The 20,903-nt window shown below is 69.2% G+C and carries 21 protein-coding genes; 8 read left to right on the plus strand and 13 right to left on the minus strand.

Features of this window, described 5'->3' with window-relative positions; all coding sequences use genetic code 11:
* Positions 1-51 precede the first annotated feature (51 nt).
* Genes MJQ72_RS22925 through MJQ72_RS22940 form a run of 4 tightly spaced genes read right to left on the minus strand, consistent with a single transcriptional unit; the run spans position 52 to position 3,975 of the window.
* A complete protein-coding gene (locus MJQ72_RS22925) occupies positions 52-873 on the minus strand; it encodes a CoA ester lyase (RefSeq protein ID WP_240593020.1) in 822 nt (273 codons plus the stop codon).
* Positions 870-1,658, minus strand: a complete 789-nt coding sequence (locus MJQ72_RS22930) for a mesaconyl-C4 CoA hydratase (RefSeq protein ID WP_240593021.1) — start codon at positions 1,656-1,658, stop codon at positions 870-872. The genes MJQ72_RS22925 and MJQ72_RS22930 overlap by 4 nt, the downstream gene beginning before the upstream one ends.
* Positions 1,655-2,809, minus strand: a complete 1,155-nt coding sequence (locus MJQ72_RS22935) for a CaiB/BaiF CoA-transferase family protein (protein WP_240593022.1) — start codon at positions 2,807-2,809, stop codon at positions 1,655-1,657. The genes MJQ72_RS22930 and MJQ72_RS22935 overlap by 4 nt, the downstream gene beginning before the upstream one ends.
* Positions 2,810-2,826: 17 nt before the next feature.
* On the minus strand, positions 2,827-3,975 hold the full coding sequence (locus tag MJQ72_RS22940; protein ID WP_240593023.1) for an acyl-CoA dehydrogenase family protein: 1,149 nt from the start codon (positions 3,973-3,975) through the stop codon (positions 2,827-2,829).
* An 86-nt stretch (positions 3,976-4,061) separates the two neighbouring features.
* Here MJQ72_RS22940 and MJQ72_RS22945 point away from each other — a divergent pair, with 86 nt between their 5' ends.
* The 3 genes from MJQ72_RS22945 (at position 4,062) to MJQ72_RS22955 (ending at position 7,202) form a co-directional block, all read left to right on the plus strand.
* Entirely contained in the window at positions 4,062-5,009 is a 948-nt protein-coding gene (locus MJQ72_RS22945) for a LysR family transcriptional regulator (RefSeq protein ID WP_240593024.1), read from the plus strand.
* Positions 5,006-5,788: an alpha/beta fold hydrolase gene (locus MJQ72_RS22950; RefSeq protein WP_240593025.1), complete on the plus strand. Its 783-nt coding sequence runs from the start codon at positions 5,006-5,008 to the stop codon at positions 5,786-5,788. Before MJQ72_RS22945 ends, MJQ72_RS22950 begins: the two co-directional genes overlap by 4 nt.
* Positions 5,789-5,852: 64 nt before the next feature.
* Complete coding sequence (locus tag MJQ72_RS22955) at positions 5,853-7,202, plus strand: MFS transporter (RefSeq protein ID WP_240593026.1); 1,350 nt, start codon at positions 5,853-5,855, stop codon at positions 7,200-7,202.
* 811 nt (positions 7,203-8,013) lie between these two features.
* On the opposite strand, the gene MJQ72_RS22965 is transcribed toward MJQ72_RS22955, so the two are convergent.
* Both MJQ72_RS22965 and MJQ72_RS22970 read right to left on the minus strand, forming a co-directional pair.
* Complete coding sequence (locus tag MJQ72_RS22965) at positions 8,014-9,147, minus strand: DUF222 domain-containing protein (RefSeq protein WP_315860739.1); 1,134 nt, start codon at positions 9,145-9,147, stop codon at positions 8,014-8,016.
* 259 nt (positions 9,148-9,406) lie between these two features.
* Positions 9,407-10,465, minus strand: a complete 1,059-nt coding sequence (locus tag MJQ72_RS22970) for an NAD(P)/FAD-dependent oxidoreductase (RefSeq protein WP_240593027.1) — start codon at positions 10,463-10,465, stop codon at positions 9,407-9,409.
* Positions 10,466-10,547: 82 nt separating this feature from the next.
* Between MJQ72_RS22970 and MJQ72_RS22975 the strand changes: the two genes are divergently transcribed.
* Positions 10,548-11,111, plus strand: coding sequence for a TetR/AcrR family transcriptional regulator (locus MJQ72_RS22975; protein WP_240593028.1), 564 nt, complete (start codon positions 10,548-10,550; stop codon positions 11,109-11,111).
* On the opposite strand, the gene MJQ72_RS22980 is transcribed toward MJQ72_RS22975, so the two are convergent.
* The 6 genes from MJQ72_RS22980 to MJQ72_RS23005 all read right to left on the minus strand — a co-directional run bounded on the left by MJQ72_RS22980 (position 11,108) and on the right by MJQ72_RS23005 (position 16,733).
* Positions 11,108-12,109 (minus strand): TerC/Alx family metal homeostasis membrane protein, encoded by a 1,002-nt coding sequence (locus MJQ72_RS22980; RefSeq protein ID WP_240593029.1) that lies wholly within the window; start codon positions 12,107-12,109, stop codon positions 11,108-11,110. The two genes, MJQ72_RS22975 and MJQ72_RS22980, sit on opposite strands and share 4 nt — an antisense overlap.
* Positions 12,110-12,119: 10 nt before the next feature.
* Positions 12,120-13,034 carry a LysR family transcriptional regulator gene (locus tag MJQ72_RS22985; protein ID WP_240593030.1) on the minus strand — a complete coding sequence of 305 codons (915 nt, stop codon included), beginning with the start codon at positions 13,032-13,034 and terminating at the stop codon, positions 12,120-12,122.
* On the minus strand, positions 13,031-14,212 hold the full coding sequence (locus MJQ72_RS22990) for a glycine C-acetyltransferase (protein WP_240593031.1): 1,182 nt from the start codon (positions 14,210-14,212) through the stop codon (positions 13,031-13,033). Before MJQ72_RS22990 ends, MJQ72_RS22985 begins: the two co-directional genes overlap by 4 nt.
* Complete coding sequence (gene tdh, locus MJQ72_RS22995; RefSeq protein ID WP_240593032.1) at positions 14,212-15,243, minus strand: L-threonine 3-dehydrogenase; 1,032 nt, start codon at positions 15,241-15,243, stop codon at positions 14,212-14,214. Before tdh ends, MJQ72_RS22990 begins: the two co-directional genes overlap by 1 nt.
* Before the next feature lie 70 nt (positions 15,244-15,313).
* The gene (locus tag MJQ72_RS23000) at positions 15,314-15,994 is read right to left on the minus strand and encodes a GNAT family N-acetyltransferase (RefSeq protein WP_240593033.1); all 681 of its coding nucleotides are present in this window, start codon (positions 15,992-15,994) and stop codon (positions 15,314-15,316) included.
* Between the two features lie 55 nt (positions 15,995-16,049).
* On the minus strand, positions 16,050-16,733 hold the full coding sequence (locus MJQ72_RS23005) for a TetR/AcrR family transcriptional regulator (RefSeq protein WP_240593034.1): 684 nt from the start codon (positions 16,731-16,733) through the stop codon (positions 16,050-16,052).
* An 88-nt stretch (positions 16,734-16,821) separates the two neighbouring features.
* Between MJQ72_RS23005 and MJQ72_RS23010 the strand changes: the two genes are divergently transcribed.
* Positions 16,822-17,577, plus strand: coding sequence for a sigma-70 family RNA polymerase sigma factor (locus tag MJQ72_RS23010; protein ID WP_240593035.1), 756 nt, complete (start codon positions 16,822-16,824; stop codon positions 17,575-17,577).
* 4 nt (positions 17,578-17,581) lie between these two features.
* Here MJQ72_RS23010 and MJQ72_RS23015 read toward each other — a convergent pair whose 3' ends face one another.
* Entirely contained in the window at positions 17,582-19,321 is a 1,740-nt protein-coding gene (locus MJQ72_RS23015) for an ABC transporter ATP-binding protein (protein WP_240593036.1), read from the minus strand.
* Between the two features lie 73 nt (positions 19,322-19,394).
* Here MJQ72_RS23015 and MJQ72_RS23020 point away from each other — a divergent pair, with 73 nt between their 5' ends.
* From MJQ72_RS23020 to MJQ72_RS23030, 3 genes are read left to right on the plus strand one after another with little or no spacing between them, the layout of a single operon-like run.
* Entirely contained in the window at positions 19,395-19,733 is a 339-nt protein-coding gene (locus tag MJQ72_RS23020) for a TetR/AcrR family transcriptional regulator (protein WP_240593037.1), read from the plus strand.
* Positions 19,718-19,963 (plus strand): hypothetical protein, encoded by a 246-nt coding sequence (locus tag MJQ72_RS23025; RefSeq protein WP_240593038.1) that lies wholly within the window; start codon positions 19,718-19,720, stop codon positions 19,961-19,963. Before MJQ72_RS23020 ends, MJQ72_RS23025 begins: the two co-directional genes overlap by 16 nt.
* A gap of 52 nt (positions 19,964-20,015) precedes the next feature.
* Positions 20,016-20,897, plus strand: a complete 882-nt coding sequence (locus MJQ72_RS23030) for a CPBP family intramembrane glutamic endopeptidase (protein ID WP_240593039.1) — start codon at positions 20,016-20,018, stop codon at positions 20,895-20,897.
* Positions 20,898-20,903 lie beyond the last annotated feature (6 nt).

Consider the following 20,903-nt stretch of genomic DNA (forward strand, 5'->3'; position numbering starts at 1 on the left):
CCCGTCGGAACGCTACCGCCGCTCAGCGGGCGCTACCAGGACCCGTCGGCGTCATCCGGCTGGTCGAAATGGCCGACCCGCGCGCTGGAGGATCGCCCTGGCCCTGGCTTCGACCGGCTTGTCGACCATCTGGCCGTCCGCCACGGCCACTGAGCCGTCGCCCACGAGCGCGGCCACTCCCCTCGCCCACTCGATCTCGCTCGCCGACGGGGCCAGCCCGCGATCGGCGACCGCGACCTGGCGCGGGTGCACGCAGAGTTTCCCGGTGAACCCGAGGGTCTTGGCGTGTTCGAGGTCGGCGGTGAGCGCGGCCTCGTCGTCGAGCGCCGTGGTGACGCCGTCGATCGGGGCCGCCCGGCCCGCGGCCGCCGCGGCGACGACGAGCGCGGACCGCGCGTACCGCAACGCCTCGTGCGACCGGTGATCGACGCCGAGCTGCGCGGCCAGGTCGACGCTGCCGAAAGCGGGCCGCACCACCGCGTCCGCGCCGCAGACCGCCACCGCGTTCGCGATCCCGGCCGCCGTCTCCACCAGCGGCACGATCGGGACCCCCGGCAGCCGCCCGGCGAGGGAATCGATCTCGGCGGGATCCTCGGCCTTGGGCAGCATCACCGCGAGCGCACGCCCGGCAGTCGCGACATCGTCGTGGTACCAAGCGGTTCCGGCGGCGTTGATCCGGACGATCGCCTGATTTCCTTCTTCCAGCCACGTCCGGACGTGCTCTCGGGCGGACTCCTTCCGCTCGGGCGCGACGGCGTCCTCCAGGTCGAGGATCACGACGTCGGCGCCGCTCGCCGCCGCTTTGGCGAACCGGTCCGGCCGGTGACCGGGGACGAACAGGAAGGTCTTGGCGCCGCTCAGGATTTCGTTCATCGATCGAGGCTCCGCACCGTCCCGGTCGCCGTCCGCCGTCCGTGACGATCGCGCACGGCGGTGCCGCTCTCGTCGGCCCGGACGATCATGCCCTGATGGTCGAACAGGGGCGAGACGAGGCGATAGTCGAAGGCCAGCCGGCCACCGCTGCCCCGCCGCCGGGCGGCTTCGGCCATCGCGAGCGCCTGCAACGGGCCGTGGGTGAGCAGCCCCGGATAGCCCTCGACATCGCGGGCGTAGTCGCGGTCGTAATGGATGCGGTGAGCGTTGTAGGTCAGCGCCGAGAAGCGGAACAGCAGGGTCGGCGAGACGTCGATCTCCCATTCGTCCTCGGCCACCGGCACCTCCGGCTCCTCGGTGGCCGTCTCGGCCCGCCCGGCCGCGGCGTCGCGGTACACGATGTCCTGTTCCTCTTCGACCACGACCACCCCGTCCTGGACGATCCTGTGGCCGGTCACGACGAAGGTCAACCGTCCGGTGCGACCCTGCTTTTCCTGTGTGGAAAGCACTTCCGTATGCCGTTCGGCAGGCAACCCACATCGCAACGGTCCGAGCGTCCGCACTCGCCCGCCTGCCCACATCCGGCGGCGACCCGGCTCCGGCGGCGCGGGGATCACGCCACGGACCGGATGGCCGTCCGGTCCCAGATCGGCCTGCGCGGGCCGGTCGAGCAGGTAGAACCAGTGCCACAGCAGGGGCAGGCCTTCGCCGCCCAGGTCCGGCAGGTCGACGTCGAGCAGCGAGGCCAGTGCCTCCGCGGGGCCGGGCTGCAGGATCTCCTTCACGTTCGCACCTCCCGCCGGGCACCGAACTCGGCCCGGATCGACTCGTTGTGCGCTCCCAGCGCGGGCACCGGCCCCATCGCCGGTTCTCGGCCGTCGACCTCGACCGGCGGGAGCAGCGCCTCCAGCGTGCCCGCCGGGGTTTCCACCGCACGCCACCGGTTCCGCGCGGCCAGCTGCGGATGCCGGGTGAACTGCTCGGGCGTCCGCAACCGGGCATTGGCGATCCCGGCTCGCTCCAGCAGATCTCCGACCTCGGCCGCGGTCAGGCCGGCGAAGGTCTCTTCCAGGATCGCGGTGAGCTCGCCGTCGTTGCCGACGCGGTCGTCGTTGGTGCGGAAGCGCGGATCTTCGGCGAGCCCGGGGCGCGCCAGGACGTCCCGGCAGAGCACGACCCATTCCCGTTCACTTTGGACACTCAGGAAGACCTGGTCGTCGCCCGTGCGGTACGGCCCGTACGGCGAGATCGACGGATGCGCCGCCGCCGTGCGCCTCGGCGGTTCCTGGCCGTAGCGGGAGAAATAGGCGGGCTGGCTCATCCATTCGCCGAGCGAATCGATCATCGCGACGTGCAGGCTCGCCCCCTCGCCGGTGCGCTCGCGCTCGTACAGCGCGGTGAGGATGCCGCTGTAGGCGTACATCCCGGTGGCGATGTCGGCGATCGAGATCCCCGCCTTGGCCGGGGTCTCCGGCGTGCCGGTGGACATCACGAGCCCGGTTTCGCACTGCACCAGGAGATCGTAGGCCTTCTTCGTCCGATATGGACCTTCCGGACCGTAGCCCGAGATCGAACAGTGGATCAGCTCCGGACGCTCCGCGCACAGCGTCCCGGCGTCGAGACCGAGCCGTTCCGCCGCTCCGGGGGCGAGGTTCTGCAGGAAGACGTCCGCCCGGCCGATCATCGTGCCGAGCAGTGCCCGGTCTTCCGGATCCTTGATGTCGAGTTCGACGCTCTCCTTGCCCCGGTTGAGCCAGACGAAGTAGCTCGACTGCCCGTGCACGGTGCGGTCGTAGTCGCGGGCGAAGTCGCCGACGCCGCGGCGTTCGATCTTGATCACGCGCGCGCCGAGGTCGGCGAGCTGGCGTGAGGCGAAGGGCGCGGCGACGGCCTGTTCCAAGGCGACGACGGTGATTCCCTCGAGTGGTTGGCGCATGAAGCCTTCCTCGGTGGTCAGGACGGGATGCGGTGCCGTTCGATCAGCTGGCGCGCGATCACGCCACGCTGGATCTCGTTGGTGCCCTCGCCGACGATCATCAGTGGCGCGTCGCGGAAGTAGCGTTCGACGTCGTACTCCGTCGAGTAGCCGTAACCGCCGTGGATGCGGACCGCGTCGAGCGCGATCTCCATCGCGGCCTCGGAGGCGAACAGTTTCGCCATGCCGGCCTCCAGATCCGCGCGTTCACCCGAGTCGTAGCGGCGCGCCGCGTGGTGGACCAGCTGGCGGGCGGCTTCGAGTTTGGTCGCCATGTCCGCGAGATGGTTCCCGACCGACTGGTGCCGCCAGATCGGCTTGCCGAAGCTCTCGCGTTCCTGGGCGTAGCGCAGGGAATCCTCCAGCGCGGCCCGGCCGACGCCGAGTGCCCTGGCGGCGACCTGGATCCGGCCGATCTCCAGGCCCCGCATCATCTGGGCGAACCCGCGCCCCTCCACCCCGCCGAGCAGCGCCGTCGCCGGTGCGCGGAAATCGTCGAAGGAGAGCTCGCAGCTCTCGACGCCCTTGTAACCGAGCTTCGGCAGGTCCCGCGAGACCTCGAAACCGGGGCCTTTCTCCACCAGCAGGATGGAGATCCCCTTGTGCGCGGGTTCCGCGGCGGGGTCGGTCTTGCACAACAGCGCGACCAGCCGGGACCGGCGCGCGTTGGTGATCCAGGTCTTGCTGCCGTTGATCACATACTCGTCGCCCTCGCGGCGTGCGGTGGTGCGGAGTGCCTGCAGATCCGAGCCGCCACCGGGTTCGGTGAGCGCCATCGTCGCGCGGATCTCGCCCGTCGCCAGCTTCGGCAGGTAGGTGTCCTTCTGCTCCTGTGTGCCATACGCGGCAAGGAGTTTCGCGACGACGGTGTGGCCGCCCATCGCGCCGGCCAGGCTCATCCAGCCGCGCGCGAGCTCCTCCGTCACCGACGCGTAGCACTGGGCGGAGACATGGGTCTCGCCCCACGGCTCGGGCACGGCCAGCCCGAACACGCCCATCGCCTTCATCTTGTCGATGAGTTCCCCGGGGTAGGTGTTCGCGTGGTCGAGCTCCCGCGCGACGGGCCGGACCTCGCGATCCACGAACTCGGCCACGAGCGCGACGATCTCGATCTCTTCCTCGGTCATGTGGTTATCATGAGCGATGATGAGAAGGTATGTGAAATACCGAATCATGATAGCCGTATACCGGTCCGCGATGTGAAGGGGCGACGGTGGACTTCAAGCAGCTCAAGGCGTTGGTAACGGTCGCCGAGGTCGGCAGCGTGACCCGCGCGGCCGAGCTGCTGCACCTGGTCCAGCCCGCGGTCACCCGGCAGATCCGCACCTTGGAGCAGGAGCTCGGGGTGCCGTTGTTCGAGCGGACGCGCCACGGGATGCGCCCCACCGAGGCGGGCGCGACGCTCGTCGAACGAGCACGGCGGGCGCTCACCGAACTCGACCGGGCCAGGGCCGAACTGGCCCCGAAACCCGGGGTGGTCACCGGGATCGTCACGGTCGGCCTGCTGGAGAGCTCCGCCGAACGGCTCGCCGCGCCGCTGACGACGGCCGTGCTGCGCGAGCATCCGGGCATCGAACTGCGGCTGCTCACCGCGTACTCGGGGCATCTTCAGCGGTGGATCGACGACGGTGACGTCGATCTGAGCCTGCTCTACAACCTGACCAGTACGCCGTCGCTCAACGTCCGTCCGCTGGTCCGCGAGCGGCTCTGGGCGGTCGCTCCCCCGTCGGCCGGGCTCGACCCGGCGCGGCCGGTCCCGTTCGCCGAGGTCGCCGCGCATCCGCTGGTCATGCCGTCCGAAGGGCACGCGCTGCGCACCCTCATCGACGGCGCGGCCCGTGAGGCGGGCGCCGAGGCGGAGGTCACCGTGCAGACCAACGCCATGACCTTGCAGAAACGCCTCGTGCTCGGCGGGCACGGCTGGACGATCCTGCCCGGCATCGGTATCGCGGCGGACGTCGCCGACGGCCTCCTGAGCGCGGCCCCGGTCTGCGAACCGGAGGTCTGGCGGACCGTCGTCCTCGGCACGCCCAGGACAGGGCGCGTCACACCCGCCGTCGACGCCGTCGCCCGGGCACTGGTCAGGCAGATCCACCGGACCGTACGCGAGGGCGAGTGGCCCTCGGCGCGGCTCTGGGAAGACCGAACAGGAGAAGAATGAGCACGCACCCCCGCACCGGCCACGCCGTCGCCGCCGACGGCACGCGGCTGGCCTACCAGTGGCACGGCTCGGGAAGGCCGCTCGTCCTGCTGGCCGGGCAGGCGAACGACCACACGTGGTGGGACCGCACGCGCGGGGACTTCCCGAGCACGATCACCATGGACTATCGCGGGACCGGCGCCAGTGACGCACCCGATTCCGCCTACTCCACAACGGGTTTCGCGGACGACGTGATCGCCGTGCTCGACGGGCTCGGGGTCGGGGAAGCCGACGTCTACGGCACCTCGATGGGCGGGCGCGTCGCGCAGTGGGTCGCCGCGCGGTATCCCGATCGCGTGCGGCGGCTGGTGCTCGGCTGCACCACGCCGGGCGGCGAACACGGTGTCGAACGATCGAACGACGTGCGGCTCGCCCTGGCGCGGCGATCCTCGGCGGAGGCTCGGGAGACGCTGGAGGACCTGATGTACACGCCCGCCTGGCGAGCGGCCAATCCCGGCCCGTACCGGGTGCTGGGCGCGCATGGCATGCCTCCGCACGCGGTGCGCGGGCATCTCGTCGCGAGCAACACCCACGATGCCTGGGACGCGCTTCCGGAGATCACCGCGCCCACCCTGGTCCTGCACGGCGACGACGACCTGCTCGCGCCGGTGGCGAACGCGCCGTTGCTGACGGACCGGATTCCCGACGCGCGGATGCATCTCTTCGCCGGGGCACGGCACGCCTACTTCGACGAATGCCGTCCCGAATCGAGCGACCTGGTGAGCGACTTCCTCGGGTAGACCATGCCGACCGGGTATGTGCCCATCGCGGATTTCTATTTCTCAACCGCAGGGATCACAGCTCATGATGGTCGGCATTCCCGGAGCGAAGGAGCTTCCCTTGCCGCACAAGAAACCCGGCGTCGTCGCGAACGTGGTGCGCGGCTGCCTCGGAAACCTGGTCGAGTGGTACGACTGGTTCGTCTACGCCTCGTTCAGCATCTACTTCGCGGCCAGTTTCTTCCCCGAGGGAAACCTGACGGCACAGCTGCTTTCGACGGCCGTCGTGTTCGCCGTCGGGTTCCTGATGCGCCCGCTCGGCGGCTGGCTCCTGGGTCTCTACGCGGACAGGTTCGGCCGCCGGGCGGCGTTGACCCTGTCCGTGACGCTGATGAGCTTCGGCTCGCTGGCCATCGCGCTCACGCCGGGCTATTCGTCGATCGGCATCCTGGCGCCCGTGATCCTCGTGGTCGCCCGGCTCGCGCAAGGTCTCTCGGTGGGTGGCGAATTCGGTTCGAGCGCGACCTACCTGTCCGAGATCGCCACTCCGCGGCGACGCGGGTTCTACTCGAGCTTCCAGTACGTTTCGATCACCGTCGGGCAGCTCTCGGCCCTGCTGGTGATGATCGTGATGCAGTCTCTGCTCACCGAAGCGCAGATGTACGCGTGGGGCTGGCGGGTCCCGTTCGTGCTCGGTGCCATCGCCGGACTCGTGGTGATGTACCTCCGCCGCAGCATGGTGGAATCGGAACACTTCCAGCGCTCTTCGGCGGCCGGCTCGCCGCCTCGCGGCGGCCTGCGGGTCCTGCTGCGCGAGCACCGCCGCCAGGTCCTCGCCGTCCTCGGTCTCGCCATCGGCGGGACGGTGGCGTTCTACACCTTCACCAGTTACCTGCAGAAGTACATGGTGAACACCGCCGGGATCCCGAAGCCGACCGCTTCGCTCATCGGTTTCGCCGCCCTGTTCCTGTTCATCTTCATGCAGCCCGTCGCCGGCGCCCTTTCCGACCGCTGGGGCCGCCGCCCGGTCATGTTCGGCTTCTCCGTCGGCGGCATGCTGCTGACCGTGCCGATCATGACGCTCGTGGGGCGGACGGGGAATCCGTGGGTCGCGTTCCTGCTCATGATCACCGCCACGGTCTTCCTCAGCGGCTACACCGCCTTGTCGGCCATCATCAAGGCGGAAATGTTCCCCACCAACGTCCGCGCGCTCGGCGTCGGCCTGCCCCACGCCCTGGCGACCGCGGTGTTCGGCGGGCTTTCGGAGCCGATCGCGCTGGCCCTGAAGCAGGCTGGGCACGAGAGCGTGTTCTTCTGGTGGGTCACCGGGTGTATCGCACTGACTTTCGTCGCGACTTTGGTGGTGCGGGAACCTTCGCGTGACTCGGCCTTGGAGGCCGGGGTGCTGCCTGCTCGGGATTCTGTTGCGCGGTAGGCGGGGCTTGTTCCGGGTGGGCTACTGGGATGGGGTGGCATGTTGGGGCGTTGTCGGATTTCGGCAATGCGGCAGGGCACGCGAGCGCCTTGGCGGGCGGGTAGCGACGATTCCGGCGACACGGCCTTGCGACAGGTGCGAACAGTGCGGCGGTGCTTCTGCGTGATGTTCGCTTTGGCGTCGCCGTATTTCGGCTACAGCGGTCCCAAGCATCGGTGCGGTCGCTGAACCGTGGTCGGTTTTCGGCAACACCGTCGTCGTTTTCCGGTGACGACTCGGAACGGTGGCCGGCGGTGGTCACGGCGGGACGGATCGGCAAGTTCGGTATCGGCGCCGAATTGCCAGGACAGCGAGTGGCGGAGGTCGCAGGCCTGGGGATGCGGTGGCTGCCGGGTCTTCGGTTCTCACCCTCAGCGGGTCGCCGGGCCAGCGAGGCCGGGTGTGGCCCATGCCCGGTGGGAGCGTCGGGCACTCCGAGAAACGACGACACTGCACAGCAGCGACGACATCCGCAGTCCCTGGCCCGTCGCCGATTCCTGACAACACCGTCGTCGTTTTCCGGCAACAGCTCCGAGCCCGCACGAACTCGTCCGCTCCGGCCGTGGATCGGATACCGACCCCGGCCCACGTCGAGAACCCGCCCCGACGCCGGTGATCCACCGCAACACCGTGCTCGACCCGGACCAGCGATGTGCCCATACCCGGACCACCGCTCACTCCGAGAAACGACAACACAGCCGCAGCAACAACATCCACACCCCCGACCCGCCGCCAATCCCCGACAACACCGTCGTCGTTTTCCGGCAACAGCTCAGAACGGCGGTGGCTCCTCAGCGCGGGGTTGGTGCAGTGGCGGAGGTGAGCTGTCGTGGCTTTGTCCGGTGGGTGTGGTGATGGTGAGAGTCCCATCAGAACCCAACCGGTAGTTCCAGCCGGGTTCGTCTTTCAACCGGTGGTCGCGACGACACAGATCGACCAGCTCGGTGTCGGCGGTATGACCACCGAACTGCCACGGCAGTGAGTGGTCGAGGTCGCAGGCCTGCGCCACACGGTGACAACCGGGTCTTCGGCACTCCCGATCCCGCACCCGCACGAACTCGCCCAGGCCCGCCGTCGGCCGATACCGGTCACGGCCCAAGTCGAGGACCTGCCCGGAGAGTGGGTCGGTGATGATCCGCCGTAACACCGTGTTAGGCCCGGAGGCGATCTCTCGGGCCAACGAGGCCGGGATGTGGCCGTGTCCGGCTAGCTCCGCGGGGTCATCGTTGAACCCGAGGTAGGTGTGCAGGTCCATGTAGAGGAACACCTCCGACCGCTCGCTCTTCCCGCCCTGGCCACCCAGCAGAAGATCAAGAGCGACATCCGCCCGCAGCTGGTCCAGCGTGCGTGTCTCCCCACCGGCCCGCAGCGCCCGTGCCTCACGGTCGATGCGAGTGTAGGCGGCGGCGACCTTCTCGACAGGGCCGTCTTCGACCTCGATGGAGGCCACCCCGGTCTCACCCTGCCGCACCGTCACCCGGCGCCCGCCACGATTCCGCTCAGCCCGCCGCGCCGCACCCTCACGATCGGCCACCATCGCCGCGTGGTTCGCCGCCTTCCGGATCTGATCAGAGTTCCTGTCCGGCAGCCGGTCCTCCAACACCGCATCCACCGCCCGGGCATCCTCATCGGACAACCACGCGGTGGCCGTGGCGACTTTCATCGCTCCGAAGCCGCCTACCTTTCCCCGGTCCAGCAGTCCCAGTGTGCACGGCAGGCGGGTCGTCAACGCCTCAGCCGTCGACACCAGGCCGGCAGCGTGACCGTCCACAACGGACAGCGCGAGCGTGACCTCCTGCGCCACACTGCCTGCCCCGTCACGATGACGGCTCAACCGCCCCAACGCATGGAACCGGACCGCCTCCAGGCGTGCGATCCCTTCCGACGCCGCGACTGCGGCGTCCATGGCATCGTTGTCCCCCAATGAATCCAGTGAAGCATTGACCTCCCGAAGAGCATCCGACGACGTGATTTCCTTCAATAGCGCCACAGTGGCGTTGAGAGTGTCCACACCCAGAACGTACAACCGACCACCGACAGTTTCCGGCGGCGAGACTGTCGCCGATTTCCGGCAACAACCATTTCCGCCGAGAAACCGACGACACCGAGCGGCTCATGAAACCCGTTGAGCCAGATCGCATGGAACATTCCGTTGCACAGCAAGGCTAATCGCGGTCGAGCAATCCCTGAGCACCGTTCTCCAGCTGCCGCGCGATCTCCACGGATCGCGGCAACATCGTTCCCTCATAACCCCGGACAGCCTCACCCAAACCGGCCGAACCAGCCAGCGCGAGGGCGAGTTCGCAAGCGTCGAGCATGGCCAGATTGACGCCGACGCCCAGCGGCGGCATCAGATGAGCCGCGTCGCCGAGGAGGGTCACCCAAGGCCGGTGCTCCCACGTGTGCGGGACGGGAAGGGCGAACAACGGCCGATCGACGTACGGCCCGTCGTTGTCGGTGATCATCCTCAGCAGCGACGGCGACCACCCCGAGAACGCGTCGAGCAGCCGGGCGCGGATCTCCGGGGTGTCACCGCCGGCGACCCAGTCCGCGGGCATCCGCTGGATGATGTAGACGCGGATGTGGTCGCCGCTGTTGCGCTGCGCGAAGAGGCACCGCTCGCCGTCGGCCGCCATCGCGCTGCCCTGGCCGACGAGTTCGGCGAGTTCGGGGTGCGCGTTCCGGACATCGTCGAACCACGCCTCCAGGAAGGTGATCCCGGTGTATTCGGGCACGGCCGCCGACACCGCCGGGCGGACCCGCGACCACGCGCCGTCGGCGCCGATGACCAGATCCGTCTCGACCGTGCCACCATCGGTGAACCGAAGACGTCCGGGAGCTTCGACACGGTCCAGGGTCCGTCCCCAGTGGACGGTGTCCGGCTTCAGCGAGTCGAGAAGCAGGCCGCGCAGCTGACCGCGGTCGATCTCCGGCTTGAACATCTCCCCCTCGACGGGGACATGGTGCGCCAAAAGCCGCCCATCGGGATCCAGTTTGCGCATCTCCTGCCCTTCCGGACGGGCGAGCGCGAAGAACTCGTCGAGGAGGCCGGCTTCGCGCAGGGCCAGCTGTCCCTCGTCCACGTGGAGGTCGAGGGTGCCGCCCTGGTTTCGGGCATGCGGATGGGGGTCGCGGTCGTAGACCGTCACGGGGACGCCGTGCTGCTGCAGGATGCGGGCGCAGGTCAGGCCGCCGGGGCCCGCTCCGATGATGCTGATCGTCATGAACCCCAGAAAAGCAGAACGAGTTAAAAAGTGCAACGAGTCAACTTGGTGACCGTGACAACTCATGGGGTAGAGTGCGCCCATGGAGACACCGGGACGGCGTGAACGCAAGAAGGCGGCCACCCGCCAGGCATTGGCGGACGCCGCGCTGAACCTGTTCCTGGAGCACGGCTACGACAAGGTCAGCATCCGCGACATCGCCGAGGCGGCCGACGTCTCGACGACGACACTGTTCAAGCACTTCCCGGGCAAGGAAGCGCTGGTCTTCGACGAGTCGCAAGACCGCGAGGCACGTCTGGTCGCCGCCGTCCGGGAGCGAGAAGAGGGCCAGAGCATCGTCGAGGCGTTGCGCGCATACGTGCTCGCCACCTGGCTTCCGATCACGACACACCCTCAGTACGCCGAGTTCACCACGCTGGTGAACGGCACCCCCGCCCTGCAGGAGTACGGCGAGCGCATGTGGACCCGCCACGCCGCGGCCCTCGGCGCCGCGATCGCCGAAGAGAGCGGCGTGGGCCCGGAAGACATCGCTTGCCGCGCGCTCGCCCGCTTCGTGCTGGACATCCCGGCCCTCACCCGAGGCCGGAAGGATCCGCGGGAGGACGTCGAGAGGATCTTCGATCTCCTCGAAGCAGGCTGGCGTTAATCCTCTTCGGACGCGGGACGGGAGCCTCGCAGCGAGCCCGGATGCGCCTTGGCCGAGGGATCCTTGCGGGTCTTGAGCAGGCTCGCCACCGTCACCACCACGAGGATGCCGATGATCACCGACAGGCTGACCGGCGTCGAGATCTCCGGAACGCTCTCGTCGATGTCCACATGGGCCCAGTGCAGGATCAGCTTGATCCCGATGAACCCGAGGATCACCGCGAGCCCGGCGGACAGGTACACCAGGCGATCGAGCAGGCCCTTCACGAGGAAGTACAGCGCCCGCAGGCCCAGCAGGGCGAACGCGTTGGCCGCGAAGACCAGATACGGCTCGTCGGTGACACCGAAGACCGCGGGGATCGAGTCCAGCGCGAACAGCAGGTCGATCCCGCCGATCGCGAGCAGCACCACCACGAGCGGCGTGCCCACCCTCTTCCCGTCCACGCGGGTGAGGAGTTTGCCGCCGTCGTACTCGGTCGAGAGCGGCAGCAGGCGGCGCGCGCTCCGCACCACCACGTTGTTCTCGACGTCCGGATCCTCGTCGCGATGCCGGAACAGCTGGACGCCGGTGTAGATCAGCAGCAGCCCGAACAGCAGGAACATGAAGGAGAACAAGGAAAGCAGCGTCGCGCCTAGGGCGATGAAGATCGCGCGCATGATCAGCGCGACGACGATGCCGAACGTGAGCACCTTGTGCTGGTGTTCCTCGGGTACCGCGAAGGTGCTCATGATGATCACGAAGACGAAGAGGTTGTCGACCGACAGGCTCTTCTCGACGATGTAGCCCGCGAAGTACTGCTGCCCGAAGTCGCCACCGTGCGCCAGTGTCAGCCAGACGCCGAACGCCACCGCGACCAGGATGTAGCCGATCGACCAGGCCACCGCCTCGCCGAAGCCGACCTTGTGCGGCCGCACGGCCGCGAGGATGAGATCGAGTGCCAGGAGCCCGAGCACCAATCCGATCGTGACGATCCAGGTGAGGGCATCGATCTGGAGCATGCCCAAGATCCTAAGTGCGACTCTCCCGGCCCGCATTCGCATGACCCGGCGCCGCGTCCAGCAGTGCGGCGAGCACGGTCTTGAGCAACGGATGGTCCGCGCTCCCCCGCCGGACGGCCGCGAACACCCGGCGCAGCGGCGGTTCGCCGCGCAACGAAACGGCGACCGCACCGGGCACGGGAGCGAAAGCGTTACGCGGCACCAACGCCACGCCTTCACCCGCGGCGACCAGGGTGGTGATCGCGTGGAAATCGTCCGAAACGTGCCGGATCTCCGGGTTGGCGCAGACGATCATCAGCACGTCGCGACACGGATTCCCGGGTTTCGGGGCGATCCACTCGTCGTCGGCGAGGGCGTCGATGTCCACTTCGGACGCCCCGGCGAGCCGGTGCGCGGTGGGCAGCACGACGTCGAAGGGCTCCACATAGAGGGGGAACCGGGTGAGCCTGCTTTCATCCGTCCGTGGCGACAGCCGGTACTCCTCGGTGATCGCCAGGTCGACCTCACCGTCGAGCAGCAGCGGGATACTCGCGTGCCCCTCGACGTCCTGCACCTGCATGGTGACCCCGGGCGAACCGGCCCGCAGCGAGGCGATCGCCGGCGCCACGACCATCGTGATGGCGGAGGCGAAACTCGCCAGCCGCACCAGCCCCTGGACGCCGGAATCGAGCGCGGCCAAGGTGGCGCGCGCCCGTTCCAGTTCGGCGGCGACGGCGTTGGCGTGCACCACCATCATTTCACCCGCCGGGGTCAGCGAAACCCGCCTGCCCCGGCGGCGGAGCAGCTGCTGGCCGCACTCGGCTTCGAGGGCGGCCAGCTGCTGGGAGACCGCGGACGGCGTCAGATGCAGCGCCTGTCCCGCCGCCGTCACGGTGCCGTGGTCGGCGAGGGCACGCAGCACGCGCAGCCGTCGCGGATCGATCATTCGCCCATCATGGACCTTGCCGTCACGAACGCGTCGACGGCCCGGTTGACGTCGTCGGTCGAGTGCGCCGCCGACATCTGGGTCCGGATCCGGGCCTTGCCGTGCGGCACCACCGGGTACGAGAAGCCGATCACGTAGATGCCCTGGTCGAGCAGCAGATCCGCCATCTTGCCCGCCTTGGCGGCGTCACCGATCATCACCGGGATGATGGGGTGCTCACCAGGGAGCAGATCGAAACCCGCCTCGGTCATCCGGCGCCGGAACAGTTCGGTGTTGGCGCGCAGCTTGCCCAGCAGGTCGCTGGAGGAGTCCAGCAGCTCCAGCGTGGCGAGCGCGGCCGCGGTGATCGACGGCGCCAGCGAGTTCGAGAACAGGTACGGCCGCGAACGCTGCCGCAGCATCTCGACGATCTCCGCGCGCCCGGAGGTGTAGCCGCCGCTCGCGCCGCCGAGTGCCTTGCCGAGGGTGCCGGTCAGCACGTCGACCTTGTCCTGCACGCCGAACAGCTCCGGCGTACCGCGGCCGGTCGGACCGGTGAAGCCGACGGCGTGCGAGTCGTCCACCATCACCAGCGCGTCGTACCGCTCGGCCAGCTCGCAGATCTCGTCGAGCGGCGCGAGGTAGCCGTCCATCGAGAACACGCCGTCGGTGGCGATCATCCGGTACCGCGCGCCGGACGCCTCCTTCAGCCGGGCCTCCAGATCCGCGACGTCACGGTTGCGGTAGCGCATCCGCTTCGCCTTGCAGAGCCGGACACCGTCGATGATCGACGCGTGGTTGAGCTCGTCGGAGATGATGACGTCCTGATCCGTCAGCAGCGTCTCGAAGAGCCCGGCGTTGGCGTCGAAACAGGAGCTGTAGAGGATCGTGTCCTCGGTGCCGAGGAACTCCGACAGCTTCGCCTCGAGCTCCTTGTGCGGCTGCTGGGTCCCGCAGATGAACCGCACCGACGCCATGCCGAAGCCCCAGCGGTCCAGCGCCTCTTGCGCGGCCTTGATGAGCTTGGGGTGGTCGGCGAGGCCGAGATAGTTGTTGGCGCAGAAGTTGAGGACGTCGCCGTCGCCCACGCTGACCGAAGCCCGTTGCGGCCCCTGGATCACCCGCTCGCCCTTGTACAGCCCGGCTTCCCGGATCTCGGCGAGCCCGGCCTTGAGGTCGTCGCGCATCGCGCCGTACATCAGTTCTCCGTCCAGTCCAGAATGACCTTGCCGCAGCGGCCTTCCCTGGCCGTCGCGAACGCCTTCTCGTATTCGGTGTAGCCGAACCGGTGGGTGATCACCGGCGAGATGTCCAGCCCGGCCTGCAGCAGGACGGACATCGAGTACCACGTCTCGAACATCTCGCGCCCGTAGATCCCCTTGAGCTGGATCATCTTCAGCACCACGGACGCGATGTCGACCGACACCTCGGAAGCGGGAAGGCCGAGCAGCGCGACGCGCCCGCCGTGCGACATGTTCGCGATCATGTCGCGCAGCGCCTCGGGCCGCCCGCTCATCTCCATGCCGACGTCGAAGCCCTCGGCCATGCCGAGCTTCTGCTGCGCGTCGGCGATGGTCGCGGAGGAGACGTCCAGCGCGAGATCGACGCCGACCTTGCGGGCCAGTTCGAGGCGGTGCTCGCTGACGTCGGTGATGACGACGTTGCGCGCGCCCGCGTGGCGCGCGATGGCGGCGGCCATGATGCCGATCGGGCCGGCGCCGGTGACCAGCACGTCCTCGCCGATGACGGGGAAGGACAGCGCGGTGTGCACGGCGTTGCCGAGCGGGTCGAAGATCGCGGCGATGTCGAGATCGACCTTGGTGCGGTGCACCCAGGCGTTCATCTCGGGCAGGACGGCGTACTGCGCGAAGGCGCCGTCCGTGTGCACGCCGAGGCCCTTGGTCCTGGCGCAGAGGTGACGCCGCCCGGCCTTGCAGTTGCGGCAGCTTCCGCAGACGAGGTGCCCCTCGCCGCTGACCAGGTCGCCCACCTTCACCGTGGTCACCGACCGGCCGATCTCGACCACCTCGCCGACGAACTCGTGCCCGACGACCAGCGGCGCGGCGATGGTGCGCGCCGCCCAGTCGTCCCACGAGTCGATGTGCAGATCGGTGCCGCAGATCCCGGCGCGCAGCACGCGGACGGCGACGTCGCCGGGGCCGACGGCGGGGTCCGGCACGTCGGTGAGTTCCAGCCCGGGTGCTCGGTCGGCTTTGACCAATGCCTTCATGGCGCGAAGTCTGGTCCGCCCGTGCTGTTCAGTCCATCGCGAGTTTCTGAAATCCCTCGTTAGAGCAACTTCACAAGGAGCCCGGCACCCGGATGGACACGAAGTCCGGCCGCGGCACCACCTCGAAGCCGATCGACCGGTACAGCCGGATGGCCGGCGTGTTGGCCGCCGCCGCGTGCATCATCGGCTGTTCGCCGCGGGCCCGGATCCCCGCCGCCACCGCGCGGATGAGCCGGGTCGCCAGCCCTTGGCCGCGATACGCCGGGTCGGTGCAGACGGCGCTGATCTCGGTCCAGCCGGGCGGGCGCATCCGCTCCCCCGCCATCGCGATCAGCTCGCCACCGCGCCGGATTCCCAGATATGTCCCCAATTCGATGGTCCGCTTCCGGAACGGCCCCGGTTTGGTCCGCTCCACGAGGTCGAGCATCTCCGGGACGTCGTCCGGCCCCAGCACGACGGCTTCGGGATCTTCGGCGGCTTCGAGCGCGACGTCGACCAGCCGGACCCCGGCGATCCTGCCGAGGACTTCCCAGTCCGCCGGGACGGGCAGCACGTTGTGGACGGTGACCGTCTGGCCGGGACCCGCCAGCGCGGCGACGTCGGCCCAGACGCCGTCGTCCGGTTCCGGCGGCAAGGCGAAGAACGGCGCGACGTCGACCTGGTAGCGCAACACCTGGCCGAAGCGTTCCGCGAAGTGCGCGTGCGGGCCGGTCAGCGAAGCCCAGGCCGGGTCGTCGAAGGGGGTGACCATGATCGCTCCGACACCGGCGGGCGGGTTTTCATTCCCGCTCCCATATCCTGAGCGCTCAGCCGCCCGGCACGAGCAGCGGCGAATGCGGGTCGAGTTCGATCCCGCGCTCCCGGAGCGTGTCGTCGATGACCCGCCAGATCCATCGCACCAGCAGGGCCGCGAGCTCCGGCAGCTCGATGCCGCCCGGGTTCTCCAGCCAGCGCGCGGCACTCGCGTCGACGAGGCCGACCAGCCCGAAAGCGAGCGGTTCGGCGATCCGGCCGTCCAGGTCGAAGGTGTCGAGGTAGTGCTCGAACAGGATGGAGAGCTGCCCGGCGATCGCCGTTTTGACGTCGGTGATGGCGTCGCCGCCGCGCCGCCCGGCTTGAGAATGCCTGGCGAGATAGCGGTAGAGGTTCCCGTACTCGGCGAGCCAGTCGGTATGCGCGCCCACCGCGATGGTGATCAGCTGCATCGGCGTCCCGCTCGGGTCCCACAGCGGGGCCAGCTCGGCGGTGATGAGCCGGACGGCGCGGTCGGCGATCGCGCGCTGCAGGTCGGCGGCGTCGTCGAAATGCTTGTACACCCGGGTTCTCGCCACCCCCGCCTCGTCGGCGATCTGCTCGGTGGAGACCTCCGGACCGTGCTCGGCGATGGCGCGCAGCGCCGCGTCGACGAACTCCCGTCGACGGCGCTCCCGCTGTCCCGCCCAGCGCGCCGCCCGGCCGTCCGGCCGTGGCGCGTCGGCTTCAGGCGTCATCCCCCGGAGTTTATCCGCGACCGGTTAGCAGGTACACTGCCGTACCCGTTACTTTGAGTATGCAGATCGGCCCGTCCGGGAGACCGCGATGAGGGAAGACGTCGAAACCACAGCGGACGCCACCCTGCTCGACGCCTTCCGCGCCGGCGACATCGCCGCCGGCGAGACCCTTTTCCGGAGGCACGCCGAGCCGCTCCGCCGGATTGCCGCAGGCTGGGTCTCCGAACCCGCCGAACGGGACGACCTCGTGGCCGAAGCGTTCGTGCGCGTCCTGAGCGTCATCCGCGACGGCGGCGGCCCGCGGGAGAACCTCCGCCCCTATCTCGCGGTCACCATCCGGAATCTCGCCGCCAAGTGGAGCCGTCACCACAAACGGGTCGAGCTGTACGGCACGACCCCGGCGGTCGAAGAGGCCGCCGGAGTCGTGGACACGGAGGAACTCCTCATCCTCCGCGCGAACGCCCGCTTGGCGTGGACCGCGTACTGCGCGCTGCCCGGCCGCTGGCGGACCGTGCTGTGGCGGACCGAAGCGGAAGGCGATTCCCCGAAGGTGGTGGCACCGCTGCTGGGCGTGTCCCCCAACGGCGCCTCCGTCCTCGCCTTGCGGGCCCGCGAAGGGCTGCGCCAGGCCTTCCTGCAGGCACAGGTCCCCGAGACGGGAACGCCGTGCTGCCAGGAGGCGCGGCGCCGGATGGGCGCGTGGCTCCGCGGCGGCGTGCCGGGTCGCCGAGCGGATCTGATCGCCGCGCATCTGGACGGCTGCGAACCCTGCCGGACCGTCGCCACCCGGCTCGACGAGGTCAACCGCGAGATGCCACCGGGCGTCCGCGCCGTCCCCGCCTGAGGGATCAACCGGGTACCGGGGCGGCCTCCCCCGCGATCCTCAGCGCCTCCACCAGTTCCCGGTACAGCGTGTCGGTGGCGAGCAGGTGCTCGTGGCTTCCGCTCGCCCGGACGCGGCCCTCCTCCATCACCACGATGGTGTCCGCGTCGATCACGGTGGACAGCCGGTGCGCCACGGTGACCACGGCGCCCTCGCGGGCCAGCCGCCGGATGCAGTCGTGGATCGCGCTCTCGGTCCGGCCGTCGACCTGCGCGGTCGCCTCGTCCAGCAGCACCACGTCCGGGGTGCGCAGGATCGCCCTGGCCAGCGCGATCCGCTGGCGTTCCCCGCCGGACACCGACGTCGACGACAGCGGTGTGTCCAGTCCGTCGTCGAGTGCGGCGATCTTGTCGCTCAGCCGGACTTCGGCGATCGCCCGCCGTACTTCTTCCTCGGTGGCGTCCGGATGGGTGAAGAGCAGGTTCTCCCGGATCGTGCCCGGCACGATCGGCGTCTCCTGCTCGACGTAGGCCAGCCGGGACCGCACGTCCGCGTACGGCAGGTCCGTGTACTCGCGTCCGTCCAGCAGCAGTGAACCCGATCGTGGCCGCACGAACCGCATGATCAGCGACAGCATCGTGGTCTTGCCCGCGCCGGACGGCCCGACGATCGCGGTGTGCCCGCGTCTCGGGATCGCCAGCGAAACGTCGCGCAGCGCCGGGTCGCCGCCGTAGTCCGCGGTCACGCCGCGCAGCTCCAGCACCGGACCGTCCGGGTCACCGGCGGGCTCCGTCCCGGCGGGCGCCTGGTCCTCTTCCACCTCCAGCGTGTCCATCTCCCGGATCCGCCCGGCCGCGGCGATCCCCGCCTGCAGCGCGGTCATGTTCTGGCTCAGTTCGGTGATCGGCTCCATCAGCGCGAACGCGTACAGCAGGAACGCGATGAGGCTCGACACTTCGAGCAGGCCCGCTTCGACCCGCCAGGCGCCGAGACCGAGGATCACCAGGATCGCGCCCTGGATCCCCGTCCAGGCCACCACCCAGGCGACGGCTTCCCGGCGCACCGCACGGACGCCGTGCGCCGTGGCGGCTTCCGCGTCGACCAGGATCCGCTCGGCCTGCCGGGTTTCGGCACGGCTCGCCTTCACCGTGCGGATCGCCCGCAACGCGCCCTCGAGGGCCCCGCCGAGACGGCCCAGGCGGTCCTGCGCCTTCTCCTGTTCCTTCGCGATCGCGGGCATGAGCCAGGCGAACAACGCGACGACCACGAGCACGGCCGCCACGGTCGTCGCCAGGAGCACCGGGTCGAGCACGCTCATCAGCACCAGGGTGCCGACGAGCATCACCACGCCGTTGATCAGGCCGATCACGCTGGACGACGCCGCCTCGCGCAACAGCACCGTGTCCGAAGTGACGCGGGTGACCAGCTCCCCCGTCGGTCGCTTCGTGATCGCCGGGATCGTCGCGCGGAAGAACCGCCGCACCATCGATTCCCGCACCTTCAGCACCACCCGCTCGCCGATCGTGCCGAGCAGGATCCACTCCGCCAGCCAGATCACCGCTCCCACCAGCATCAGGCCGAGCAGCGCCAGCACCGGACCGGCCAGCGAGGCGGACGAGCCGAGTGAGTCGAGCACCCATTTCGTGACCATGGGCGACGCGAGACCGGTCGCCGAACCGAGCAGGGCGAGTACCAGGCCGATCGCGAGTGCCCCCTTGTGCGGTCGCGCGAACGACCACAGCACCTTCAATCGTGGAGTCTTCATGGTTCCTAATGGAACATGCGTGTTCTAAAATCGTCAACTGAGTTCCATATCGGGAGCGAGGTACGGTACCGCCATGAGTGAGGGTGTGGTCACCGAGACGGGTGTCCGGGCGAGGACCCGGCGCGCGATCCTGGACGCGGCCATCGAGACGTTGATCAAGCAACCGAGCGCCACGCTGGCGGATATCGCGGCGGCGGCGAACGTCGGGCGCACCACGGTCCATCGGTACTTCGCGGAGCGATCGGACCTCATCGACGCGATCAGCCACGACGCCCTCGACAAGGTCTCCCAGAGCACGGAACGGGCCCGGCTCGACGACGGCCCGGCCCGGACGCGCTGGCGAGACTGTGCCAGGAGTACTTCGAACACGGCGACGTCTTCCAGCTGCTGTTCACCATGCCGGAACTGGTGACCCGGCCCGAATGGGCGGAGGAGAACGACGACGACCGCCGCCTGCTGCGGCTCGTCGAACGCGGGCACGCCGAAGGCTCGATCGATCCGGCGATGACGAAGGAATGGTTGCTGCAACTGCTCTGGAGCCTGCTGTACACGGCCTGGGAGCTGACGCGGGAGAAGACGCCGAAGCACGAAGCGCTCACTTTGTGCCTGCGCAGCCTGGAAAAGGTCATCGCGGTCGGCTGAAGTCCTCCGAAGTGATGACGCGGACTCGCGCCGCTTCGAAGATCCTGGCCCGGTGACTGAAAAAACCGGCACCCGCCCGGGTGCCGCCTTGGGGATCCTCATCGGCGGGCTCGCGGTGTTCGCCGCCGCGCCCGCCCTGCTGCTGGCCACCGGGCACGACACGATCAAACCGTCCGCGGATTCGGCCAAGGAGCTTTCCCTCGCCGGCGCCCTCCTCCCCGCGCTCGCCGGGATCCTGCTGATCCACGGGATCCCGCTCCACGCACCGAAACTGCTCCCGGAGGTGACGGACCGGCGCGGACTGGGCAGACAGGCGACGGCCTTGGCGCTCATCGCGTTCCTGTGGCCGTCGGCGTTGTACCTGGTCTCGGCGGCGGGACAGCAGGCACTGGTCCGCGACATCTGGGCGCTCGCGAAACCGCTGGTGTTCCTGGCGCTGCCGCTGATCCTGCTTCGAGTCCTGCCCGCGCGGGATTCCTTCCGGCTCACGTGGCGGCCCCGGCAGGCGTGGCAATGGCTCGCGCCCATCCCGGCGGTGCTCGTGTTCGGCTGGCTCTACGTCCTGGGCCCGCTCGCGCCGCCGCTTCCCACCGCGGAGGACTACCCGGACCCGGTGTACCTGGCGGTCGGCGCGACGCTGACCTTCTTCACCGCGAACGTCCTCGAGGAGGTGTTCTTCCGCGGCATGCTGCAGACCCGGCTGGAGGCGCTTTTCGGGCGGTGGCCGGGGATCCTGCTGTCGGCGCTGCTGTTCGCGTGGCTGCATCTGCCGACGCACGGACAGGGATCACTGCCGCTCACCCTGGGCGCGATCGTGGCCTTCCAAGGGTTCTTCGGCCTGTTCACCGGCTACCTGTGGTCGCGCTACCGCAACCTGTGGGCGCCGATCGCCGCGCACACCGCGATGAACACGCTGCCGCTGCTGCTGATGTGACGCGCC

Origin of the sequence: Amycolatopsis sp. EV170708-02-1 (assembly GCF_022479115.1) — a bacterium.
GTDB lineage: Bacteria > Actinomycetota > Actinomycetes > Mycobacteriales > Pseudonocardiaceae > Amycolatopsis.

What these genes read in the sequence shown, in the direction of transcription:
- MJQ72_RS23015 (WP_240593036.1), bottom strand. Translation starts at nt 19,321, where the DNA reads ATGAAGACTCCACGATTGAAGGTGCTGTGGTCGTTCGCGCGACCGCAC.
- MJQ72_RS22940 (WP_240593023.1), bottom strand. Translation starts at nt 3,975, where the DNA reads ATGACCGAGGAAGAGATCGAGATCGTCGCGCTCGTGGCCGAGTTCGTG.
- tdh (WP_240593032.1), bottom strand. Translation starts at nt 15,243, where the DNA reads ATGAAGGCATTGGTCAAAGCCGACCGAGCACCCGGGCTGGAACTCACC.
- MJQ72_RS23010 (WP_240593035.1), top strand. Translation starts at nt 16,822, where the DNA reads ATGAGGGAAGACGTCGAAACCACAGCGGACGCCACCCTGCTCGACGCC.
- MJQ72_RS22955 (WP_240593026.1), top strand. Translation starts at nt 5,853, where the DNA reads ATGATGGTCGGCATTCCCGGAGCGAAGGAGCTTCCCTTGCCGCACAAG.
- MJQ72_RS22950 (WP_240593025.1), top strand. Translation starts at nt 5,006, where the DNA reads ATGAGCACGCACCCCCGCACCGGCCACGCCGTCGCCGCCGACGGCACG.
- MJQ72_RS22985 (WP_240593030.1), bottom strand. Translation starts at nt 13,034, where the DNA reads ATGATCGATCCGCGACGGCTGCGCGTGCTGCGTGCCCTCGCCGACCAC.
- MJQ72_RS22970 (WP_240593027.1), bottom strand. Translation starts at nt 10,465, where the DNA reads ATGACGATCAGCATCATCGGAGCGGGCCCCGGCGGCCTGACCTGCGCC.
- MJQ72_RS22965 (WP_315860739.1), bottom strand. Translation starts at nt 9,147, where the DNA reads ATGGACGCCGCAGTCGCGGCGTCGGAAGGGATCGCACGCCTGGAGGCG.
- MJQ72_RS22990 (WP_240593031.1), bottom strand. Translation starts at nt 14,212, where the DNA reads ATGTACGGCGCGATGCGCGACGACCTCAAGGCCGGGCTCGCCGAGATC.
- MJQ72_RS22935 (WP_240593022.1), bottom strand. Translation starts at nt 2,809, where the DNA reads ATGCGCCAACCACTCGAGGGAATCACCGTCGTCGCCTTGGAACAGGCC.
- MJQ72_RS23025 (WP_240593038.1), top strand. Translation starts at nt 19,718, where the DNA reads ATGCCGGAACTGGTGACCCGGCCCGAATGGGCGGAGGAGAACGACGAC.
- MJQ72_RS22925 (WP_240593020.1), bottom strand. Translation starts at nt 873, where the DNA reads ATGAACGAAATCCTGAGCGGCGCCAAGACCTTCCTGTTCGTCCCCGGT.
- MJQ72_RS23020 (WP_240593037.1), top strand. Translation starts at nt 19,395, where the DNA reads ATGAGTGAGGGTGTGGTCACCGAGACGGGTGTCCGGGCGAGGACCCGG.
- MJQ72_RS23005 (WP_240593034.1), bottom strand. Translation starts at nt 16,733, where the DNA reads ATGACGCCTGAAGCCGACGCGCCACGGCCGGACGGCCGGGCGGCGCGC.
- MJQ72_RS23000 (WP_240593033.1), bottom strand. Translation starts at nt 15,994, where the DNA reads ATGGTCACCCCCTTCGACGACCCGGCCTGGGCTTCGCTGACCGGCCCG.
- MJQ72_RS22975 (WP_240593028.1), top strand. Translation starts at nt 10,548, where the DNA reads ATGGAGACACCGGGACGGCGTGAACGCAAGAAGGCGGCCACCCGCCAG.
- MJQ72_RS22980 (WP_240593029.1), bottom strand. Translation starts at nt 12,109, where the DNA reads ATGCTCCAGATCGATGCCCTCACCTGGATCGTCACGATCGGATTGGTG.